The following is an 18,882-nucleotide window of genomic DNA, read 5'->3' on the forward strand; positions in this document are numbered from 1 at the left end:
TGATTAGCTGGTATACTTTTCAATTGGAATGGTGGTATACTTTTGAACTGTTATTTATAGCCAAGTTTATTTAATTTTTAATAACGTCCCATTTTTAATGGGACACTAGTGATAAGTAATTATAAAAAGAAAAATAGTATGTTTACTGTTGAACAAATAAATAAAGCTCACGAAAAGGTAAAATCCGGGGCCGATTTTCCAAAATACATTCAAGAGATAAAGCTGATGGGAGTTATCTCGTTTGAAACATGGGTAAAAGACAGTCACACCAAGTATTTTGGTAAAGATGATTATCAAACATCATCCAAGCCTCAGTATCCTGAACTATCAATTTCAGATAAAGTCGATACGGATAAATTCATCAAATACCTGAGGAATCATCAACAAGGAAAAACCGATTATTATACATTTTGTACCAACTGCGCTGAAACAGGAGTTGAAAAATGGGTGGTTTATTTCGATGTAATGACTTGTATCTATTTTGATAAAGCCGGAAACAAAATTCTAAAAGAAGACATACCTGTATGATGCCTCCTGCTTTTAACATATAGAATAATCTATTAGCTCGGTAAACATCATCTTTACTTTCATTTAACAGTACTAAATATACTGAAATAAAAAAAACATTATCTTTGTACTATCTAAAAACGTTGGATGTTTAAATTTAAAAAGGATTCCGTGAAGTAAATAACCTTCGGCACTCGTCAAGGTTATCCCTCAATAATACTCAGGCATATTCTTGCTTGAGTTAAGCTTCTTTTTCTTATTTATCAACACTGATGTACATACAGAAAGATTCTCTGTAGTGCGTCATTATAAATTAAACATCATGAGTAACGAAAATAAGTCAATCTACGAATTTGATTTCAATTTAATCTGTGAGTATTATTCAAACCTGGAGCGTCAGGGTCCCGGCAGTCCAGAGGCAACGCTTAAGGCATTAGGGTTTATCGACAATCTGACCCCGCAATCACACATAGCCGACCTCGGATGTGGAACAGGCGGACAAACCATGACACTGGCACAGAACACTCCGGGAGAAATAACCGGACTTGATCTCTTTCCTGATTTTATTAAGATATTCAACCGGAATGCAGAAAGGGATAAACTCTCCAACAGAGTAAGAGGCATTGTTGGATCAATGGACAATCTCCCATTTGAAAATGAATCATTGGACTTAATTTGGTCGGAAGGGGCCATCTACAATATAGGGTACGAACGTGGATTGAACGAATGGAAAAAGTTTCTGAAAACAGGTGGCTACATAGCCGTATCGGAAGTATCCTGGTTTACAGATGAACGGCCACAGGAAATAAACGACTTTTGGATGGAGCATTACAGCGAAATAGATACCATTCCAAATAAGGTTGCCCAAATGCAAAAGGCTAGTTACATTCCAACGGCTATCTTTATACTTCCCGAAACCTGTTGGACAGATCATTTCTATGCTCCGCAAGCCAAGGTGCAGGAGGAGTTCCTGAAAAAACATGCCGGGAACAAATCTGCAGAAAACTACGTCGGCTTTGAACGGTATGAAATGAATTTGTATTACCGGTATAAGGAGTACTACGGATATGTATTTTATATCGGTAAGAAGAGATAAGTTGAATACAAAAAAGAGGGTGTGTCACAACAAAGTAATTGACACACCCTCTTTATTTCTTTGTTATAAGATATTTCCCTATAGTTTCAAGATAATTAGAAACAAAAAGAAAAACTTTATTGTTTTTAATTAATAAATAATTGTCATGAAAATATTATTGACAGGTGCAACGGGATATATTGCTCAACGACTTCTACCTGTTTTAGTAGATGCCGGACATACTATTGTATGTTGCGTACGTGATGTAAAAAGATTTTATATTCACGATGATTGGACAGCACAAGTTACAAAAATAGAAGTAGATTTTTTAAAGCCTGAATCGTTAGCTAATATACCCTCAGACATAGATGTTGTATATTATCTTATACACTCAATGTCTACTTCATCAGGCGATTTCAGTGAAATGGAACAACGATCGGCTCAAAATTTCGTCAAGCGAATAGAAGGAACAAATGTCAAACAAATTATTTATCTGAGTGGGATTGTAAACGAAGCACATTTGTCGAAACATTTACAGTCTCGTAAAAATGTAGAAACAATACTTGCTAATTCTAGAGTTGCATTAACAACCTTGAGAGCTGGTATAATTGTAGGATCGGGCAGTGCCTCTTTTGAAATAATGCGCGATTTGGTTGAAAAATTACCAATTATGATTGCTCCGCAATGGCTTAAAACTAAATGCCAACCCATAGCTATTCGGAATGTAATCGAATATTTATCAGCAATATTACTTCGTGAAGAAACATATAACCAGAGCTATGATATTGGAGGGCCAGATGTATTGACTTTTAAAGAAATGCTACTCCAGTTTGGAGAAGTAAGAAATCTGAAACGACATATATTTGTAGTACCTGTTATGACACCGAAGCTATCTTCTTATTGGTTGTACTTCGTAACATCAACCAACTTTTCGCTGGCTACGAACCTTGTAAAAAGCATGAAAGTAGAAGTAGTCTGTAAACCCAACAATCTCCCTCAACTATTTCCAATAAAGCTTATCAGTTACAAAGAAGCCATACAGTTAGCTTTTGACCGAATTGAACAAAATCAGGTATTATCGAGCTGGACAGATGCCTTAAGCAGCCAGGTGTTGGTAAACGGGATATCGGCACATATATCTGTTCCCACTAAAGGTTGTTTTAGTGATCAGAAAATAGTAAAATTAGATGAGCCTGACGCAGCGTTAGATAATATATTTGCTATTGGCGGAGAACGTGGTTGGTATTACGCCGACTGGCTATGGAATATTCGAGGCTTCCTTGACAAGATTGTTGGAGGTACAGGAATTAGACGTGGAAGAAAAAGTGATACTGAAATATTCGCGGGAGAAGCTTTAGACTTCTGGCGGGTGCTAGTCGCCGATAGAAACAAAAAGCGATTGCTGCTTTACGCTGAAATGAAACTACCGGGTGAAGCTTGGTTGGAATTTTAAATAAATAGTGCGAATGAATTGATTCAAACAGCCACATTCCGTCCTTTAGGACTGTGGGGAAGGCTATATTGGTATTCGGTTCTACCATTTCATTTATTTATTTTTAAAGGGATGGCAAAAAATATTGCAACTAAGAAATATAATTGGATACAAAAAAAACCTACAAGTCAATGACTTGTAGGTTTCTGTTCTGTTATTGCCTGGTTTTATCCAGACCTTTCAGCGGAGAGAGAGGGATTCGAACCCCCGGAACCTCTCAGTTCAACGGTTTTCAAGACCGCCGCGATCGACCACTCTGCCATCTCTCCTAATGGCATGCTGTTTGAATAATTTTCAATAGCGAGTGCAAAGGTAGTTCTTTTTTCCACACTGGCAAGGATTCATATTCTTTTTTTTGACTTATACCTAAAATTCTTTAATTCCACAGGATCGCTAAACGTTCTATACTTATTATTGTTACATTTGTAATAGTAATATTAACAGATGAAATTCGTCTTATATGAAAAAGTGGACAAACTTATTATTTATTTCATTTACTTTCCTGCTGGTTAGCTGTGTAATGAACGCAAAACCGGAATCAGGAGAGAATAAAACTGCAGCCAAGGGCGAAGTGATCGTTCTTGACAAGGCCAGTTTCCTGACTAAGGTTTATAATTACGAAAAGAATCAGAATGAATGGGTTTACGAAGGTGATAAACCTTGCATTATCGATTTCTATGCAGACTGGTGCGGTCCTTGCAAAAAGGTAGCTCCCATCTTGCACGACCTGGCGATTCTGTATAAAAACGACATCGTTGTTTATAAGATTAACGTAGATAATGAAAAGGAGTTAGCCAGAACATTCGGCATTCAAAGCATCCCTACCATCCTTTTTGTTCCTGTTAAGGGAAAACCTCAAAAAGCAATGGGTGCTCTTCCTAGAGAAGAGTTTGTAAAACAAATAGACAGTTACTTGTTGGGTAAATAAGATTCCTGATGATTCACATAAAAAAAGCTGTAAAATATTTACAGCTTTTTTTATGAATTATTCATTTCTATCTTCGTCTGTTTGCGTAAGCTCGGTCAGTGTAAGTTCATGCTCTTCCCTAAATGCTTCTATCCTATACAAGCATCCCTTCACTTTACAATGCTCGCAATGTTTTGCATCGCAAGGATCCGAATGAATGGAAACCAACACCCTCCCCGAAAACTCCCGGGTAAGCAAAGCCTTTAGCTCATCACAGGCCTTATGACTTTCATTAATATTATAGAACCATGGCAAAGTAAGATCACAATCTACAAAAAGCTGACTCCCATATTTGATCGTCTTCATATTATGTATATCAATCCAATCATCCTTCCGGTGCGTTGAAATGGCCTTCACCATGCTTTCAAGCACCAGCACATCGGCTTCATCCATCAGAGTCGCTACCGTTTTGCGAAGAATATTGACTCCGGTTATCACAATGATGGATCCAAAAATAAGGGCCAGAGCACTATCGATCCAGCTCAGTTTTGTAAAATAGAGCAACGTAAGCCCCAAGACCAGACCGATGGTAGAATAGGTATCGGATTGAAGGTGTTTACCTCCGGCTATTAAAGCGATGGAATTATGTTTGCGTCCTATCGAGATACTATACCAGCCCATCAGGTAATTGAATAATCCGCCAAGGGCAACAATTAAAATACCGATATCCAGTTTACTGATAAGTGTAGGCTCGTAAAGACGCTTAATGGCTTCGTAGATAATTAGCAAACCTGCCACCATGATAAGTATACCCTCTATTGATGCAGAGATAAGTTCTACTTTACCATGACCAAATGGATGCGACTTATCTTTGGGCTTGCTGGAAACGTACAGGCTGAAAAGACTGATAAATCCAGCTGTAACATTAACAATGCTTTCCATAGCATCGGTTAATATACCCACGGAATTAGTGAGGTAATAAGCCAGAAACTTCCCTACCAGAATTAATACAGACAATGAAACAATCCATCGCTGTGTTCTTTGTTTCAATAAATCTTCTTCCATTTTACTATTATTTCAGAAGCAATTACCTCTGGGCATCTCGAATGGATGCCTGCCATCAAGTAATCTCTTCGAGGCGGTAAATGTACGGTTTTCTTCTGATATTCAATTTTTAAACAATAAAAAAGAGGCTACCTTTCGGGTAACCTCTCTCTATTTGGCTTTACACAAATTATTCAGCGCTTTCTGCTGCCGGAGCTTCTGCTTCTGGAGCTTCTGCAGGGGCATTTGCTGCTGCTGCGGCGGCAGCTAATTCAGCTTTCTTCTGAGCTAAAGCTTCTGCTTTTGCCTTGTTCACCTCTTTTTCTGCTTCCAAACGAGCTTTAGCTGCCGCTCTGGCTGCTTCTCCATCTTTTTGTTTAGCAGTTTGCAATGAAGTGTTTTTGCTAGTTAACCAAGCCTGGAATTTAGATTCTGCAGCTGCTTCGTCAAAAGCACCCTTTTTAACACCTTCCAATAAGTGCTTTTTCAAGCATACTCCTTCGTTAGAAAGAATATTACGAGTAGTGTCTGTAGGTTGGGCACCTACCTGTAACCAATACAAAGCTCTTTCGAAATTCAAATCTATTGTAGCAGGATTAGTGTTCGGATTATAAGAACCTATCCTTTCAATAAACTTTCCATCACGTGGAGCCCTGCTGTCTGCGACTACGATTTGATAAAAGGCATAACCTTTACGACCGTGTCTTTGCAATCTGATTTTTGTTGCCATCTTTTTGAATAAATTATTAAAGCTGTTTGTATTAGCGGTGCAAAGATAGGCTCATTATTTTATTCTACCAAATAAAACGGCTATCTTTGCGCCTCATTTTAAAAGATTAATATGATTTCAGTTGACGGGCTTACAGTTGAGTTTGGTGGTTCTACACTATTTGCAGATATATCCTTTGTTATTAATGAAAAAGATCGTATCGCCCTTATGGGTAAAAACGGAGCGGGAAAATCTACCCTGTTGAAAATTCTGGCTGGAGTGCGTGAGCCTTCCAGAGGAAAGATATCAGCTCCCAAAGATACGGTAATCGCCTATCTTCCACAGCATTTGATGACAGAAGACGGACGGACGGTTTTTGAAGAAACGGCTCAGGCTTTTTCTCATTTACACGAGATGGAGTCAGAAATTGAAACTATCAACAAAGAGCTGGAAACCAGAACAGATTACGATTCGGAAGAGTATTACGCATTGATAGAAAGAGTGTCTGTACTCAGCGAAAAGTTTTATTCCATCGAAGAGACCAATTACGATGCTGATATAGAGAAGACTTTATTGGGATTAGGTTTTAAAAGAGAAGATTTCAATCGTCAGACGAGCGACTTCAGCGGTGGCTGGCGAATGAGAATTGAACTTGCCAAGCTTTTGCTTAAAAAGCCGGATGTAATTTTATTGGATGAGCCCACCAATCACCTGGATATAGAGTCGATCCAATGGCTTGAAGATTTCCTTATCAACAGCGCAAAAGCCGTTGTATTGATTAGTCACGACCGGGCCTTTGTCGATCATATAACAACCCGCACCATTGAGGTGACCATGGGACGTATCTACGATTACAAAGTGAATTACTCATCTTATCTTAATTTACGTAAGGAGCGCAGGGAGCAGCAGCAGAAAGCCTTCGACGAACAACAAAAGTTTATTGCTGAAACAAAAGAGTTCATCGAGCGGTTTAAGGGTACTTATTCCAAAACACTCCAGGTTCAATCCAGGGTTAAGATGCTTGAGAAGCTTGAATTGCTTGAAGTGGACGAAGAGGATACATCGGCTTTGCGCCTTAAATTTCCGCCTTCTCCCCGTTCGGGAAATTATCCTGTCATTATAGAGAACCTTTCAAAAAGCTATGGCGATCATACGGTGTTTAAAAACGCCAACGTCACCATTGAACGTGGTGATAAGATTGCTTTCGTCGGTAAAAACGGTGAGGGGAAATCTACGCTAGTTAAATGTATAATGAAAGAGATTGGCTACGATGGTACGCTAACTTTGGGACACAACGTGATGATCGGTTATTTTGCCCAGAACCAGGCTTCGTTGCTTGACGAGAATTTAACGGTTTTCCAAACCATAGACGATGTAGCTATAGGTGATATACGTAACAAGATCCGGGATCTGCTGGGGGCGTTCATGTTTGGCGGAGAAAGCTCCACCAAGAAAGTCAAAGTACTCTCGGGAGGAGAACGAACCCGTCTGGCCATGATAAAGCTACTGTTGGAGCCGGTGAATCTGCTTATTCTGGATGAGCCCACCAATCACCTGGATATGAAGACGAAAGATATCCTGAAAAGTGCGTTGAAGGATTTCGACGGGACTTTGATTGTTGTATCGCACGACCGTGACTTCCTGGATGGACTTGTAACCAAGGTCTACGAGTTCGGCAACAAAAAAGTTACCGAACATCTGGAGGGTATTTATGAATTCTTACAGCGGAAGAAGCTTGAAAACCTGCAGGAACTTGAACGAAAAAACTAAATTCGCATACCCAGACTCAACATTACATCGTATGTAGAATAAGTAACATCCTGATAATATCTGTAATCCGTTTTTCGTGAAAAGTAACGATTGGTGATACTCAGGTTCCATTTTTTCTTTGAGTAGTAAATAAGTTTAGAACTAAATACCGTTAAACGTGCATCGCTTTTATCGCCTTGCACGTTTAATGTTTCCGGATCCACAGTCGACCAGTCTACATCCGTATCATATCCTTTCCATGTATAAATATGATAATTTTCCAGGTTTAGCAAAAAAGACCATTGCTTCTGATAAGTAACCCCTGCCGAGAACTTAAAGCTGTAACCGCTTCCCATATTATAATCTCGGTCATCAACCTTCAAATAATCGGAAACACTGGCCCCTAAAGCAATACCATTGAGATAAAGCTCTGCATAGGAGTCAACTTTATCATTTTCGTCGGCCGATTGCTTAAATAGAAGTCCCCCTCCGAAAGCAACTGCCTCCGAAATACGATAAGGAACTACCTCCCTCGAACTTCCATCCGGCAACTGAGAATCGTAATAGTCGAAATGTTGAAATATCCCGGTGGTAAGTCCTCTGTTACCCTTGGTCCAGATTGTTTTTCCCCATAAGGCACCTATAGCATTCACCTGATTAATCATGGGTTGGTCTGATATGAAATCTAATCCGGCTCTTAATTGAAACCATTCATAAGGAGAATAGAAATCGTCATTAAAGGGATCGCCGTAATCCAAACGCATACCTAAATGCATCCCGATAGTTCCTTTACTGGATGCTTCCTGCTCTGCAAGGAAACGAGGTCCCATATTTAGCTCGAATGTAACCGGAACCGATCGGAACGACCGTCCTTTGGATGCCCTGTATCTCCATGAATCACCTGTAATAAGACGGTTAATTCCCCTAATGGGTGAAATAATCCCTGTTAGAATCTCGCGTCCTACACGTTCAGCGCCAGTGGTACGGTCATCTATAAATAAATCAGAAAGCCGAAAGGTGATTTCTCCCAAAACCGCACCTCCGAAGGTGGTAGACATCAAGTCATTTATAGACGGATATTCGTTCTCCATAAAGAACTCCCACATAAAACTTCCGGCTGCGTTATAGGGTACCGACTGCCAGAAATTTAATCCGTTGCTTCGGGCAGCATTAAAGTAAAGAGATCCGTGATAAGGATGTGCAACCAGATTGGTTGAAAACATATCCGTATCCCACACAGGCCCCTTCCTGAAGTTATCTTTTATAGTATTGAAATTGATATATGCAAAATCGACTTTTGCCACATAACGGTCAATCCCCCATATCAACATATTAACGCCAAAGGCCTCAGATGCTGCAAGCCAGGGCCTTTTAGGCAAAATCCGTATGGAATCGCTTTCATATTTTCTTGCATCTATTTGCGGAAAGTTTTGAGAATGGATGCCTTGCTCCACACCTATTAACAATAAAAACAAAATCAGGTATTTATTCATCACTCTATTATATTTACACATCTATTTTCCTGAAGTGTATATTAATAATTTGTCCAAAGGGCTAATTCGCGTGCAAAGTTATATTATTATAACATAATCAGACTCGTTTAGTTTAAATCAAATATGGACTAAAACTTAACAAATAAAGGTCGGCTTCCTATTAATTGCACTTCTGGAGTTAACTATGTACAAGAAATCGGTCAAAACAATTTGTTTTTGCTATCTTTCACCCTATTTACGTATAAATTATAATTAATTTTGCACGCAAAACACAAAACACAATGATAGATTTTATTACACTTTGCGATTATTCCGGCACATTTGCCTTCGCTATAAGCGGAATAAGGCTGGCTTCTGCCAAACAATTTGACTGGTTCGGGGCCTATGTAATCGGACTGGTTACGGCTGTTGGCGGTGGTACTCTCCGCGATTTACTCCTTAACGCTACTCCATTTTGGATGGAGCAGGCCTCCTATTTAACTGTTTCCGGACTGGCCTTATTGTTTGTTATCATATTTAAGAAGTTCGTAATCAGGCTCAATAACACGTTCTTTATTTTCGATGCCATCGGATTAGGCCTTTTTGCCGTGGTTGGTATTGTTAAAACCCTTGAGTTCGGATTTCCGATGTGGGTAGCCATTGTGATGGGAACCATAACCGGATCCTTTGGAGGAATGTTGCGGGATACATTAATAAATGAGGTTCCACTGATCTTTAGAAAAGATATCTATGCTTTAGCATGCGTATTTGGTGGATTCATCTACTATTTGTGTACATTTACCGGTATGTCTTCATCCATTATACAGTTTATTACGGCTGTAAGTGTATTTGTAATTCGTGTTATTGCCGTAAAATATCATGTAAGTGTACCAGTATTAAAAGGGGAAGAAAGTTAATTGAGAAAAAATAGTATCTTTGTGAGTAATTTATTCCAAGCTTCATAAAATGAATACGCAGCAAGAAAACGCATCCATCCTGCTTATATATACGGGAGGAACCATCGGGATGATTGAAAACTCTGAAACAGGAGTTCTTGAATCCTTTAATTTTCAGCACCTCAAAGAGCATATGCCCGAACTTAAAAAGCTTGGCTATGGCGTTTCCACCATCCAATTCGACCCACCTATGGACTCGTCAGAGATGGGACCTGAATCATGGACCAAGATTGTGAAGATTATTGCGGATAATTACAATACCTACGATGGATTTGTTGTCCTTCACGGAACAGACACCATGTCGTTTACAGCTTCAGCACTCAGCTTTATGCTCGAAAATCTGAGCAAACCGGTAATACTGACCGGCTCTCAGCTTCCGATCGGCATGTTGCGTACGGATGGAAAAGAAAATCTGATAACAGCTATTGAAATAGCTGCCGCTAAAGAGAACGGCCAGCCTATCGTTCCCGAAGTATGCATCTTCTTTGAAAACGACTTGATGAGAGGCAACCGTACCAGCAAAATAAATGCGGATCATTTCAATGCCTTCCGGTCTTATAATTATCCGGTTTTAGCCCATGCAGGTATTTATATAAAATACGACGACCGACAGATATACCATTCGGTATCCAGAAAGCCCTTGAAGCCACATTATCTGTTGGACAGAAATGTAGCCATATTAAAACTCTTCCCCGGCATATCACCTCTGGTGATTGAAAGTATCCTGAATATTCCGGGTATTAAAGGAATTGTTATGGAAACTTTCGGCAGCGGAAATGCACCTAGTCAGGAGTGGTTTCTTAATATGCTGAAAGATGCGGTAGACAGAGGAATTGTAATTGTAAATATAACTCAATGCAGTGCAGGTAGTGTAGAGATGCACCGCTATGAAACCGGACATAAACTTCTGGAAGCGGGAGTGATAAGCGGATTCGACAGTACTACAGAAAGTGCCGTAGCCAAACTGATGTTTTTATTTGGACACGGTCTTTCGCCCGAAGAGGTGAAAGAACACATGAATTGTTCACTTATAGGCGAAATCAGCATCCCGGAAACGTTACGCTGATTTTTAAATTGATTAAAGAGAGGCGGTGATGCATAATAATATGAAACGAGCATGTATGAAATTACTTATGCCTGCCAGGCCTTCCTTATTAAAATTTTATTCGTATGAAATTATCCTTTTTTAGTTTGGCAAGTGGAAGCAGCGGCAACTGCTATTACCTTGGGACACCTGATTTCGGGATTCTTATTGATGCCGGAATCAGCTTCAGGACAATCAAGAAAGTACTCAAAGACAACAATATAGATATATCAAAGATAGCCGCAGTACTTGTAACGCACGATCACGCTGATCATATCAAAACAGTTGGATACCTGGGTGAGAAAATGTATCTCCCCATATACTCTACTGCTGATGTGCACCGCGGAATAGACAATAGCCGCTATGTAGAAGAAACATTAAACGGATCCAGAAGAATCATCCAGAAAGAGGTACCCTTCATGATACGGGATTTCTCTATTGTAGCTTTTGAAGTTCCGCATGACAGTACAGATAATGTTGGTTATCATATCTGTTATAAGGATCATAAGTTTACTTTCGCTACCGATGTCGGCCATATAACAGATACTGTAAAAAAATACATGTCGATGGCCAACCACCTGATAATTGAGGCAAATTACGACGAAGAGATGTTGAAATTCGGCACCTACCCTGCCTTTTTAAAAGAAAGGGTTTCCAGTCCGACCGGGCATCTGAGCAACCGCGAGGCAGCAGAGTTTCTTGCAACCAATTACACGCCCGATTTAAAAGATATCTGGCTATGTCATTTAAGCAGAGACAACAACCATCCGGAATTAGCATGTAAGACCATCAATATCAGGCTTTTTCAGGAAGGGATACGAGTAGGAAAAGATGTAACACTCACGGCTCTTAAACGAACCACCCCTTCAGAAATATTCGAATTTGATTGAATTAGCGGGAAAAAAGTTTGGCAGTAAAATAAAATCCAGTATCTTTGCACCCGCAATCAAAACAAAAAGATAGTATATATCTGTAAGACTCGGTAGCTCAGCTGGTAGAGCAATTGACTCTTAATCAATGGGTCGAGGGTTCGAGCCCCTCCCGGGTCACTAAAAGATAATACTACATTATGTCGATTTCACACATACACCAACAACGTTGACTCGGTAGCTCAGTTGGTAGAGCAATTGACTCTTAATCAATGGGTCGAGGGTTCGAGCCCCTCCCGGGTCACTAAAGGCAGTTATTTCATAATAACTGCCTTTTTTTTATGTTCATGCCTTGTTAGTTGCCAAATCTTCTTAATTTTGCCCCAAACTAAATCGAGAAGACATGAAAACACTTTTACTTACTGGCTTGGTAGCAGGAACAGCTTTTTCGCCTCAGCTTACAACTGCCAGCAACAAAAAAACGGATAAAAATAAACGCCCCAACGTTGTATTCATTATTGCGGACGACCTGGGCTATGGAGACCTGAGTTGTTACGGTCAGGAAAAATTCAAAACACCCAATATCGACAAGCTTGCTCAAGAAGGACTACGCTTCACCCAATGTTACTCGGGAACAACCGTAAGTGCCCCCTCCCGCTCCAGTCTGATAACCGGTCTGCATACCGGTCATACCCCTATCCGGGGAAACAAGGAGGTTCAGCCCGAAGGTCAATTTGCTTTACCTGCAGGAACCCAGACACTCTTTTCCATATTTAAACAAGCAGGATATACAACAGGAGCGTTTGGAAAGTGGGGATTAGGCTCTCCCGGTTCTGAAGGAGATCCCAATAAGCAGGGGGTGGATAATTTCTATGGCTTCAATTGCCAGCTGTTGGCACACAATTACTATGCCGACCATCTTTGGGAAAACGACAAGCGTATTGAGCTTCCGGGTAATTATAATGGAGGTTACGGTTCGTACACCCAAGACCTGATACAGGACAAGGCCCTCGAATTTATTGAGAAAAACAAGGATGAAAACTTCTTTCTGTTTCTTCCCTATGTACTGCCTCACGCAGAATTAATCGTACCAGAAGACAGTATCATTCAAAAATTCAGAGGGATGTATCCCGAAACACCCTATAAAGGCATTGATAGCGGAGCCGCTTTCCGTAAAGGCGGATACTGTTCGCAGGTATATCCAAGAGCAACCTTCGCTGCCATGGTCTACCGTTTGGATGTATACGTTGGTCAGGTTGTCTCCAAATTAAAAGAACTTGGCTTGTACGAAAATACGATGATTGTATTCACCAGTGATAACGGCCCGCACAAAGAAGGAGGGGCCGATCCTGATTTTTTCAACGGGAACGGAATCTATCGGGGACACAAACGAGACTTGTATGAAGGAGGTATCCGGGTACCCTTTATCGCAGTTTGGCCCGGATCAATTGCTCAGGGTAAAGAAACACCGTTTATGTGTTCGTTTTGGGATATGATGCCCACTTTTGCCCAGATAACCGGACAAAAAACAAAAGAAGGTGATGGCCTAAGTATTCTGCCTACACTTACAGGGAAGGGAAAACAAGAGGAGCATCAATCTCTTTATTTTGAGTTTCAGGAAGAGGGAGGCAAACAGGCCATTCGCAAAGGAGACTGGAAACTGATCCGTTTTAAAGCGAACAACGAAGCTGCCAGTTACTATGAATTATATAACATTGCTGCCGATCCGCAAGAAATACATAACGTGGCTGCCAGCCATCCGGAAATGGTTTCCACACTAAAGCAGCTGATGCTTGCATCGCATGTGGACGATCCCAACTGGCCATTGTATCAAAAAAGATAACGAACAAAGAGTGTAGCCCTGTTGTTTTACAAAATAAAAAGTCTGTAGTCATGCATAAAATACGTATTGCCTTTTCAGGAATTGGAGGAGTTGGAGGATATTACGGCGGAAAACTTGCCCGTTACTACCATAATTCGGATGTTGCCGACATCTTTTTTATTGCCCGTAACGAACATTTGGATGCCATCCGGCAAAACGGCCTCAAGGTTGAAGAGCCTACTGAAAGCTTTACAGCATTTCCAGCACTTGCTACCGACCAGCCATTACATATCGGGGTGGTAGATTATCTTTTTCTTTGCACTAAAAGCTACGATCTGGAGGCTAACATACAACAATTAAAACCTCTTATCGGAGAACAGACGGTGATTATCCCATTGCTTAATGGAGCTAATATATCAGAACAAATACAACGCATCCTGCCATCAAACGAAGTATGGCAGGGATGCGTGTATATCGTTTCCCGCAGATCGGAACCCGGAAAGATCTGTAAGTATTCTGAAAACGATCAATTCTATTTCGGGAGCTTGTCCGGAAATAAAGAAAAACAAGTCCGGTTATTATCTCTTCTGACTGCTGCAGGGATCAATGCGTTTAATCCGGAGAATATCACCGATCGGATCTGGAAAAAATTCTTTCGCATCTCTACCGCTGCAACCCTCACTTCGTACTACAATCTGCCGATCGGCAAGGTTCTCGACCTTCACACGGACGATCTGTTGGCTTTAGCCGACGAATTTATTGCAGTAGCTACTGCCATGGGTATCTCTTTCCCTCCAAACAGCCGGGATGAAATAATTGAAGGACAACGAAAAATGCCTTACAATTCTACTACGTCCATGCATTCCGACTTTCTTAAAGGTGCTCAAACCGAATTAGAGTCTATTACAGGCTATATTGTGCAATGTGCGAAAGATCTTAACATAGAGGTGCCCTGTTATCTCAAAATGTATAACGAACTCAAAACAAATTATACAAATATTTACAATAACCCCAACAATTAACCTTTCCATATCTTATTTATTTTCACAACATTACCTGAAGTTATTAAAAATAATTTCAGCAACCCCTGCGTTTAAAAAAACTAAACAATAGTAATTTATGTTATAATAAAAAATGAAGAAACGACGCGCTGATTACTTAACAAAAAACAAATACAATTAGCCACGAACACATTTACTATTTTATAAATCACTATAAGCCTTATTATTCAGAAAAAGAGAAATTATCAACTATTTACTAATTAAATCATCTGTTATGTTAAATTTCATTAAACAAATCGGTTTGATTTTGCTTTTTGCCCTACTAAGCTCCTCAGGCTCTGTATTAGTGGCAAATGAAGCTGAAAATGGAAATGCTGGAATTCCACAACAAAATCAAAGAGTAAGGGGAAAAATCCAGGATGCAATGGGGCCGATCGCAGGAGCCTCTGTAGCAATTAAAGGTACAACCATAGGGACCATCAGTGATGTAGACGGAAACTTCTCCCTGGAAATCAGCAACGGACAAACTATTCAGGTTTCCTTTATCGGTTATACAACGCAAGAAATACGTTATACCGGACAATCTTCTATCAACGTAACGTTGGTTGAAGACACCAAAGTAATTGAAGAAGTTGTTGTAACCGCTTTAGGTATTAAACGTGAAAAGAAAGCACTGGGATATGCAACTCAGGAGCTTAAAGGAGATGCACTGATTGAAGCCAGAGAAAATAACCTGGCCAACGCGTTGTCCGGTAAAGTTTCCGGACTACAGGTAGTACGCTCCAGCAACGGTCCTGGCGGATCATCTAAAATTGTGCTTCGCGGTAACAGCTCACTTACGGGTTCCAATCAACCTCTTATCGTTATCGACGGGGTGCCGATGGATAACTTTACCGGTGGTGTAGCCGACGTATGGGGTAATGAAGGTCCGGATATGGGTAACGGTCTTGGGGATATAAATCCGGAAGACATCGAATCCATGAACGTACTGAAAGGTGCTTCGGCAGCTGCATTGTACGGATCACGCGCTGGTAACGGTGTAATCTTGATTACCACCAAGTCCGGAAAGAAACAGACGGGATTGGGAATTACGGTAAATGCGGGAGTATCAACCGAGAGTATTTTCCTGAAACCGGAGCTACAGAATAACTTCGGACAAGGTTCGACCAACATTTACGATGTTAAATCAAGAGCAAGCTGGGGTCCGTTGGCAGACGGCTCACAAACGGTGGAAAGATGGGACGGACAATCGGCTCCTTTGAAGACATTCGATAATATCGGCAATTACTTCAATACCGGGACTTCCTTTAATGAAGGGATCTCTTTTCAACAAAGTTTTGAAGGTACTTCAGTCTTCGCATCTATAAACAGATCGGACGACAAAAGTATCGTTCCGGGTGCCGAACTTGATAAGACCTCTTTAAATTTGAGAGGAACGACCGAATTCGGTTCAAAGAAGCAATGGAAGCTGGACGGTAAAGTAAACTACATCAATAACAATGCTAAAAACCGCCCGATACAGGGTATAAACCAATCCAACGCATTTAGTACGATTTACCTGTTGCCAAGATCGTTGGATATTACATTGCTGGAAAGATCAGTCAACGAAGATGGTAAGATGATCTGGTGGGATACCGAGCAGACACCACAGGAAAACCCCTATTGGGTTTCTAAATACAGAACCAACCAGGACACACGTAATCGCTTACTGGGAAGCATGTCTCTTTCGTATCAGGTAACCGACTGGTGGGGACTAGAACTGAGGGGTGGTACCGACTATTACACCACTACCACAACAGGTAAACTGTATGCCGGAGGTAATGTAAGGCCTAAAGGATATTATTCCGAAGCATCCGAAACATTCTTCGAAAACAACTACAGTTTTCTTTCTACCTTTAAAAAGGATAATCTGATCGACAAATTTGGAGGTTTTATTACTGTTGGAGGTAACCTGATGACACAAAACAGGAAAAAAATGTCTATCAACACAGGCGACTTGTTGATACCTAACCTCTTCTCAATCAACAACAGTGTAGATAAGATGAGTGTATCTGTCGATGCATCGGAAGTACGCCGGAAAATGAACTCTCTTTACGGTTCATTGCAAATGAACTGGGATGGTTGGTTGTTTATGGACGTAACCGGACGTAACGACTGGTCGTCTACCATGAGCAAAGAGAATCGTTCTTACTTCTATCCATCCGTTAGCTTATCGGCCGTAATTTCAGATATGATCGACAAAAACGGAGGAAGCATGCCTGAATGGCTGACCTTCACCAAAGTAAGAGCCTCCTATGCAGAAGTTGGTAACGACTTGGATCCATATCAATTATACACAGTATATACCATGGGGAAAGATCCGAATGGTAACCCAACCGCAGCACCAGGTAGTACATTGTACGATCCAACCGTACGAAGCGAGTTAATCAAATCGTGGGAAGCTGGTGTCGACCTTAAATTCTTCAACAACCGACTGGGAATCGATGCTGCATGGTATAAATCCAATGCAACCAGACAATTGTTTAATCTTCCGATGGACCCGTTCTCCGGATATTCAGACCGTAAGATCAATGCTGGTAACATCCAGAACTCAGGTGTGGAATTAATGCTTTACGGTGGTATTCTGCAGAATCCGAAGGGCCTCAACTGGGATATGACGGTAAATGCCTCTTTGAACCGGAATAAAATTATCGATCTGTACGAAGGTGTAAACGAATATGGATTACGCACCTTCGATGACGTTAAAATTGTTGCCCGCACAGGCAGCTATTACGGTGACATTTACGGAAAGAAGTTCCAACGTGTTGAAACTGGCGAACATGCCGGTAAAGTAATTGTAGATGCACAAGGTCTTCCATTGCTTACATCCGATCAGTACGAGCTGGGAAATCAGCAACCCGACTTCTTATTAGGTATCACCAACAGCTTCAGCTATAAGAATATATCGCTAAGCTTCCTGATTGATGCAAGAATTGGGGGAGAAATCTTCTCTGCTACTACGGCTAACCTGTACAGAATGGGTAATGCAGCCGGAACGGTGGCAAATGGGAAACGGGATGAATTTGTTGTTCCTAACACGGTTGTAGCTGGCACCGGTGGAAGCTATACAGTAAACAGCAAAGCAACTACGCAACAATTATATTGGGAGCGTGTAGCCGGTAGCGGCAACGTGGGACTGGGCGAAGCGTTTACATACGATGCAACCAATATCCGTCTGCGTAACATCACCATTGGCTATGATTTCGACAAGAAACTACTTTCCAAAACAGCCCTGCAAAGATTGCGTTTGTCGCTCACTGCAAACAACGTATGGATGATCAAGTATCACCTTGAAGGAATAGATCCGGAATCGGTTACTGCCACCAACACCAATGCTACAGGCTTTGAATACGGAGCAGCACCTACTTCTCGCACATTTACTTTTAATGTTACAGTTGGTTTCTAAAATAGAAGGAAAAATAATATGAAAACATTCAATAAACTATTAATCGGACTAGCTTCTGTTGCGCTCGCGTTAACTGCGTGCAGTGATTTCGAAGACATAAATAAAAACCCCAATTCTGTTAGCGAAGAAAACGTGCAAGTGGCTCACTTGTTAAATAAATCGTTCATGGGGGCTCAGCAAAATCCGCATATCGCCGAACGTATCTTTGTACTTACATGGAAACGGGCAGCCCGGTTTGAACGGGCAAGCGGATTTACTATTGGAACCGACAATGACGGATGGAATACAGATTACTTTAGCACGGGTTATGCAGTTGGTTGGCTTAACCAGGCAAACCTGGCCGTAAACCTGGGTGAGAAAAGAGTGGCCGAAGGTGCTCCTGCTTACGAAAAGAATGTATTGCAAATGGCACGTATCTGGAGAGCCTATCTGATTACAGAATTGGCCGACAGCTTCGGACCTATTCCGATGCTGAACAAATACGACGGTACGGTTTCTCCCTACGAGAGTGTTCAGTCAATCTACACCTTTGTTCTTAAAGAGCTGAAAGAGGCAAGTGCCGCACTGGATCCAAGCATCGACATGTCGGCTATCAAAGGAACGAACAACCAGTCCGATCCTTACTACAACGGCGATATGGCAAAATGGCAAAAATATGCAAATTCATTACGGCTAAGATGTGCCATGCGTTTAAGCGTAGTAGATCCGGCTAAGGCAAAAAGTGAATTTGAAGATGCAGCAAAAGGAAGT

The 18,882-nt window shown here is 41.0% G+C and carries 14 protein-coding genes, 3 tRNA genes and 1 pseudogene; 14 read left to right on the forward strand and 4 right to left on the reverse strand.

The features are described 5' to 3' along the window. The first annotated feature begins 138 nt into the window (after window positions 1-138). The 3 genes and pseudogenes from AB7E53_RS09615 to AB7E53_RS09625 all read left to right on the forward strand — a co-directional run bounded on the left by AB7E53_RS09615 (window position 139) and on the right by AB7E53_RS09625 (window position 3,209). Entirely contained in the window at window positions 139-528 is a 390-nt protein-coding gene (locus AB7E53_RS09615; RefSeq protein ID WP_179399124.1) for a DUF1398 domain-containing protein, read from the forward strand. A 301-nt stretch (window positions 529-829) separates the two neighbouring features. Further along, window positions 830-1,603: a class I SAM-dependent methyltransferase gene (locus AB7E53_RS09620; RefSeq protein WP_446775378.1), complete on the forward strand. Its 774-nt coding sequence runs from the start codon at window positions 830-832 to the stop codon at window positions 1,601-1,603. Between the two features lie 145 nt (window positions 1,604-1,748). Continuing rightward, window positions 1,749-3,209 (forward strand): annotated as a pseudogene (locus tag AB7E53_RS09625) (SDR family oxidoreductase). Between the two features lie 49 nt (window positions 3,210-3,258). Here the strand turns inward: AB7E53_RS09625 and AB7E53_RS09630 are convergent. Beyond that, window positions 3,259-3,343 (reverse strand) — tRNA-Ser (locus tag AB7E53_RS09630). 191 nt (window positions 3,344-3,534) lie between these two features. Here AB7E53_RS09630 and trxA point away from each other — a divergent pair. Beyond that, entirely contained in the window at window positions 3,535-4,002 is a 468-nt protein-coding gene (trxA, locus tag AB7E53_RS09635; RefSeq protein WP_079683684.1) for a thioredoxin, read from the forward strand. Between the two features lie 57 nt (window positions 4,003-4,059). Here the strand turns inward: trxA and AB7E53_RS09640 are convergent, their stop codons facing one another. Together AB7E53_RS09640 and AB7E53_RS09645 are read right to left on the reverse strand one after the other, a co-directional pair. Continuing rightward, window positions 4,060-5,046, reverse strand: a complete 987-nt coding sequence (locus AB7E53_RS09640) for a cation diffusion facilitator family transporter (RefSeq protein WP_350457004.1) — start codon at window positions 5,044-5,046, stop codon at window positions 4,060-4,062. 169 nt (window positions 5,047-5,215) lie between these two features. Continuing rightward, window positions 5,216-5,755 carry a 30S ribosomal protein S16 gene (locus tag AB7E53_RS09645; RefSeq protein WP_079683682.1) on the reverse strand — a complete coding sequence of 180 codons (540 nt, stop codon included), beginning with the start codon at window positions 5,753-5,755 and terminating at the stop codon, window positions 5,216-5,218. Window positions 5,756-5,866: 111 nt separating this feature from the next. Here AB7E53_RS09645 and AB7E53_RS09650 point away from each other — a divergent pair, with 111 nt between their 5' ends. After that, window positions 5,867-7,504 (forward strand): ABC-F family ATP-binding cassette domain-containing protein, encoded by a 1,638-nt coding sequence (locus AB7E53_RS09650; protein ID WP_446775380.1) that lies wholly within the window; start codon window positions 5,867-5,869, stop codon window positions 7,502-7,504. On the opposite strand, the gene AB7E53_RS09655 is transcribed toward AB7E53_RS09650, so the two are convergent. Then, window positions 7,501-8,976 (reverse strand): DUF3943 domain-containing protein, encoded by a 1,476-nt coding sequence (locus AB7E53_RS09655; protein ID WP_446775382.1) that lies wholly within the window; start codon window positions 8,974-8,976, stop codon window positions 7,501-7,503. The genes AB7E53_RS09650 and AB7E53_RS09655 overlap by 4 nt on opposite strands. A gap of 281 nt (window positions 8,977-9,257) precedes the next feature. Between AB7E53_RS09655 and AB7E53_RS09660 the strand changes: the two genes are divergently transcribed. From AB7E53_RS09660 to AB7E53_RS09700, 9 genes are all read left to right on the forward strand, one after another. Continuing rightward, window positions 9,258-9,872 (forward strand): trimeric intracellular cation channel family protein, encoded by a 615-nt coding sequence (locus tag AB7E53_RS09660; RefSeq protein ID WP_446775384.1) that lies wholly within the window; start codon window positions 9,258-9,260, stop codon window positions 9,870-9,872. A 49-nt stretch (window positions 9,873-9,921) separates the two neighbouring features. Continuing rightward, window positions 9,922-10,977: an asparaginase gene (locus AB7E53_RS09665; RefSeq protein WP_079683678.1), complete on the forward strand. Its 1,056-nt coding sequence runs from the start codon at window positions 9,922-9,924 to the stop codon at window positions 10,975-10,977. A 104-nt stretch (window positions 10,978-11,081) separates the two neighbouring features. Then, window positions 11,082-11,885 (forward strand): MBL fold metallo-hydrolase, encoded by an 804-nt coding sequence (locus AB7E53_RS09670; RefSeq protein ID WP_079683677.1) that lies wholly within the window; start codon window positions 11,082-11,084, stop codon window positions 11,883-11,885. 86 nt (window positions 11,886-11,971) lie between these two features. Beyond that, a tRNA-Lys gene (locus AB7E53_RS09675) sits at window positions 11,972-12,044 on the forward strand. Window positions 12,045-12,095: 51 nt separating this feature from the next. Then, window positions 12,096-12,168 (forward strand) — tRNA-Lys (locus tag AB7E53_RS09680). A gap of 99 nt (window positions 12,169-12,267) precedes the next feature. Next, window positions 12,268-13,707 (forward strand): arylsulfatase, encoded by a 1,440-nt coding sequence (locus AB7E53_RS09685; protein WP_421469194.1) that lies wholly within the window; start codon window positions 12,268-12,270, stop codon window positions 13,705-13,707. A 50-nt stretch (window positions 13,708-13,757) separates the two neighbouring features. Continuing rightward, complete coding sequence (locus AB7E53_RS09690) at window positions 13,758-14,708, forward strand: ketopantoate reductase family protein (protein ID WP_079683675.1); 951 nt, start codon at window positions 13,758-13,760, stop codon at window positions 14,706-14,708. Window positions 14,709-14,961: 253 nt separating this feature from the next. Then, entirely contained in the window at window positions 14,962-18,132 is a 3,171-nt protein-coding gene (locus AB7E53_RS09695) for a SusC/RagA family TonB-linked outer membrane protein (RefSeq protein ID WP_446775386.1), read from the forward strand. Between the two features lie 18 nt (window positions 18,133-18,150). Beyond that, window positions 18,151-18,882, forward strand: a 732-nt coding sequence (locus AB7E53_RS09700) for a SusD/RagB family nutrient-binding outer membrane lipoprotein (protein WP_446775388.1), incomplete at its 3' end; no start/stop codon positions are given.

Origin of the sequence: Macellibacteroides sp. (assembly GCF_050251695.1) — a bacterium.
GTDB classification, from domain to species: domain Bacteria; phylum Bacteroidota; class Bacteroidia; order Bacteroidales; family Tannerellaceae; genus Macellibacteroides; species Macellibacteroides fermentans.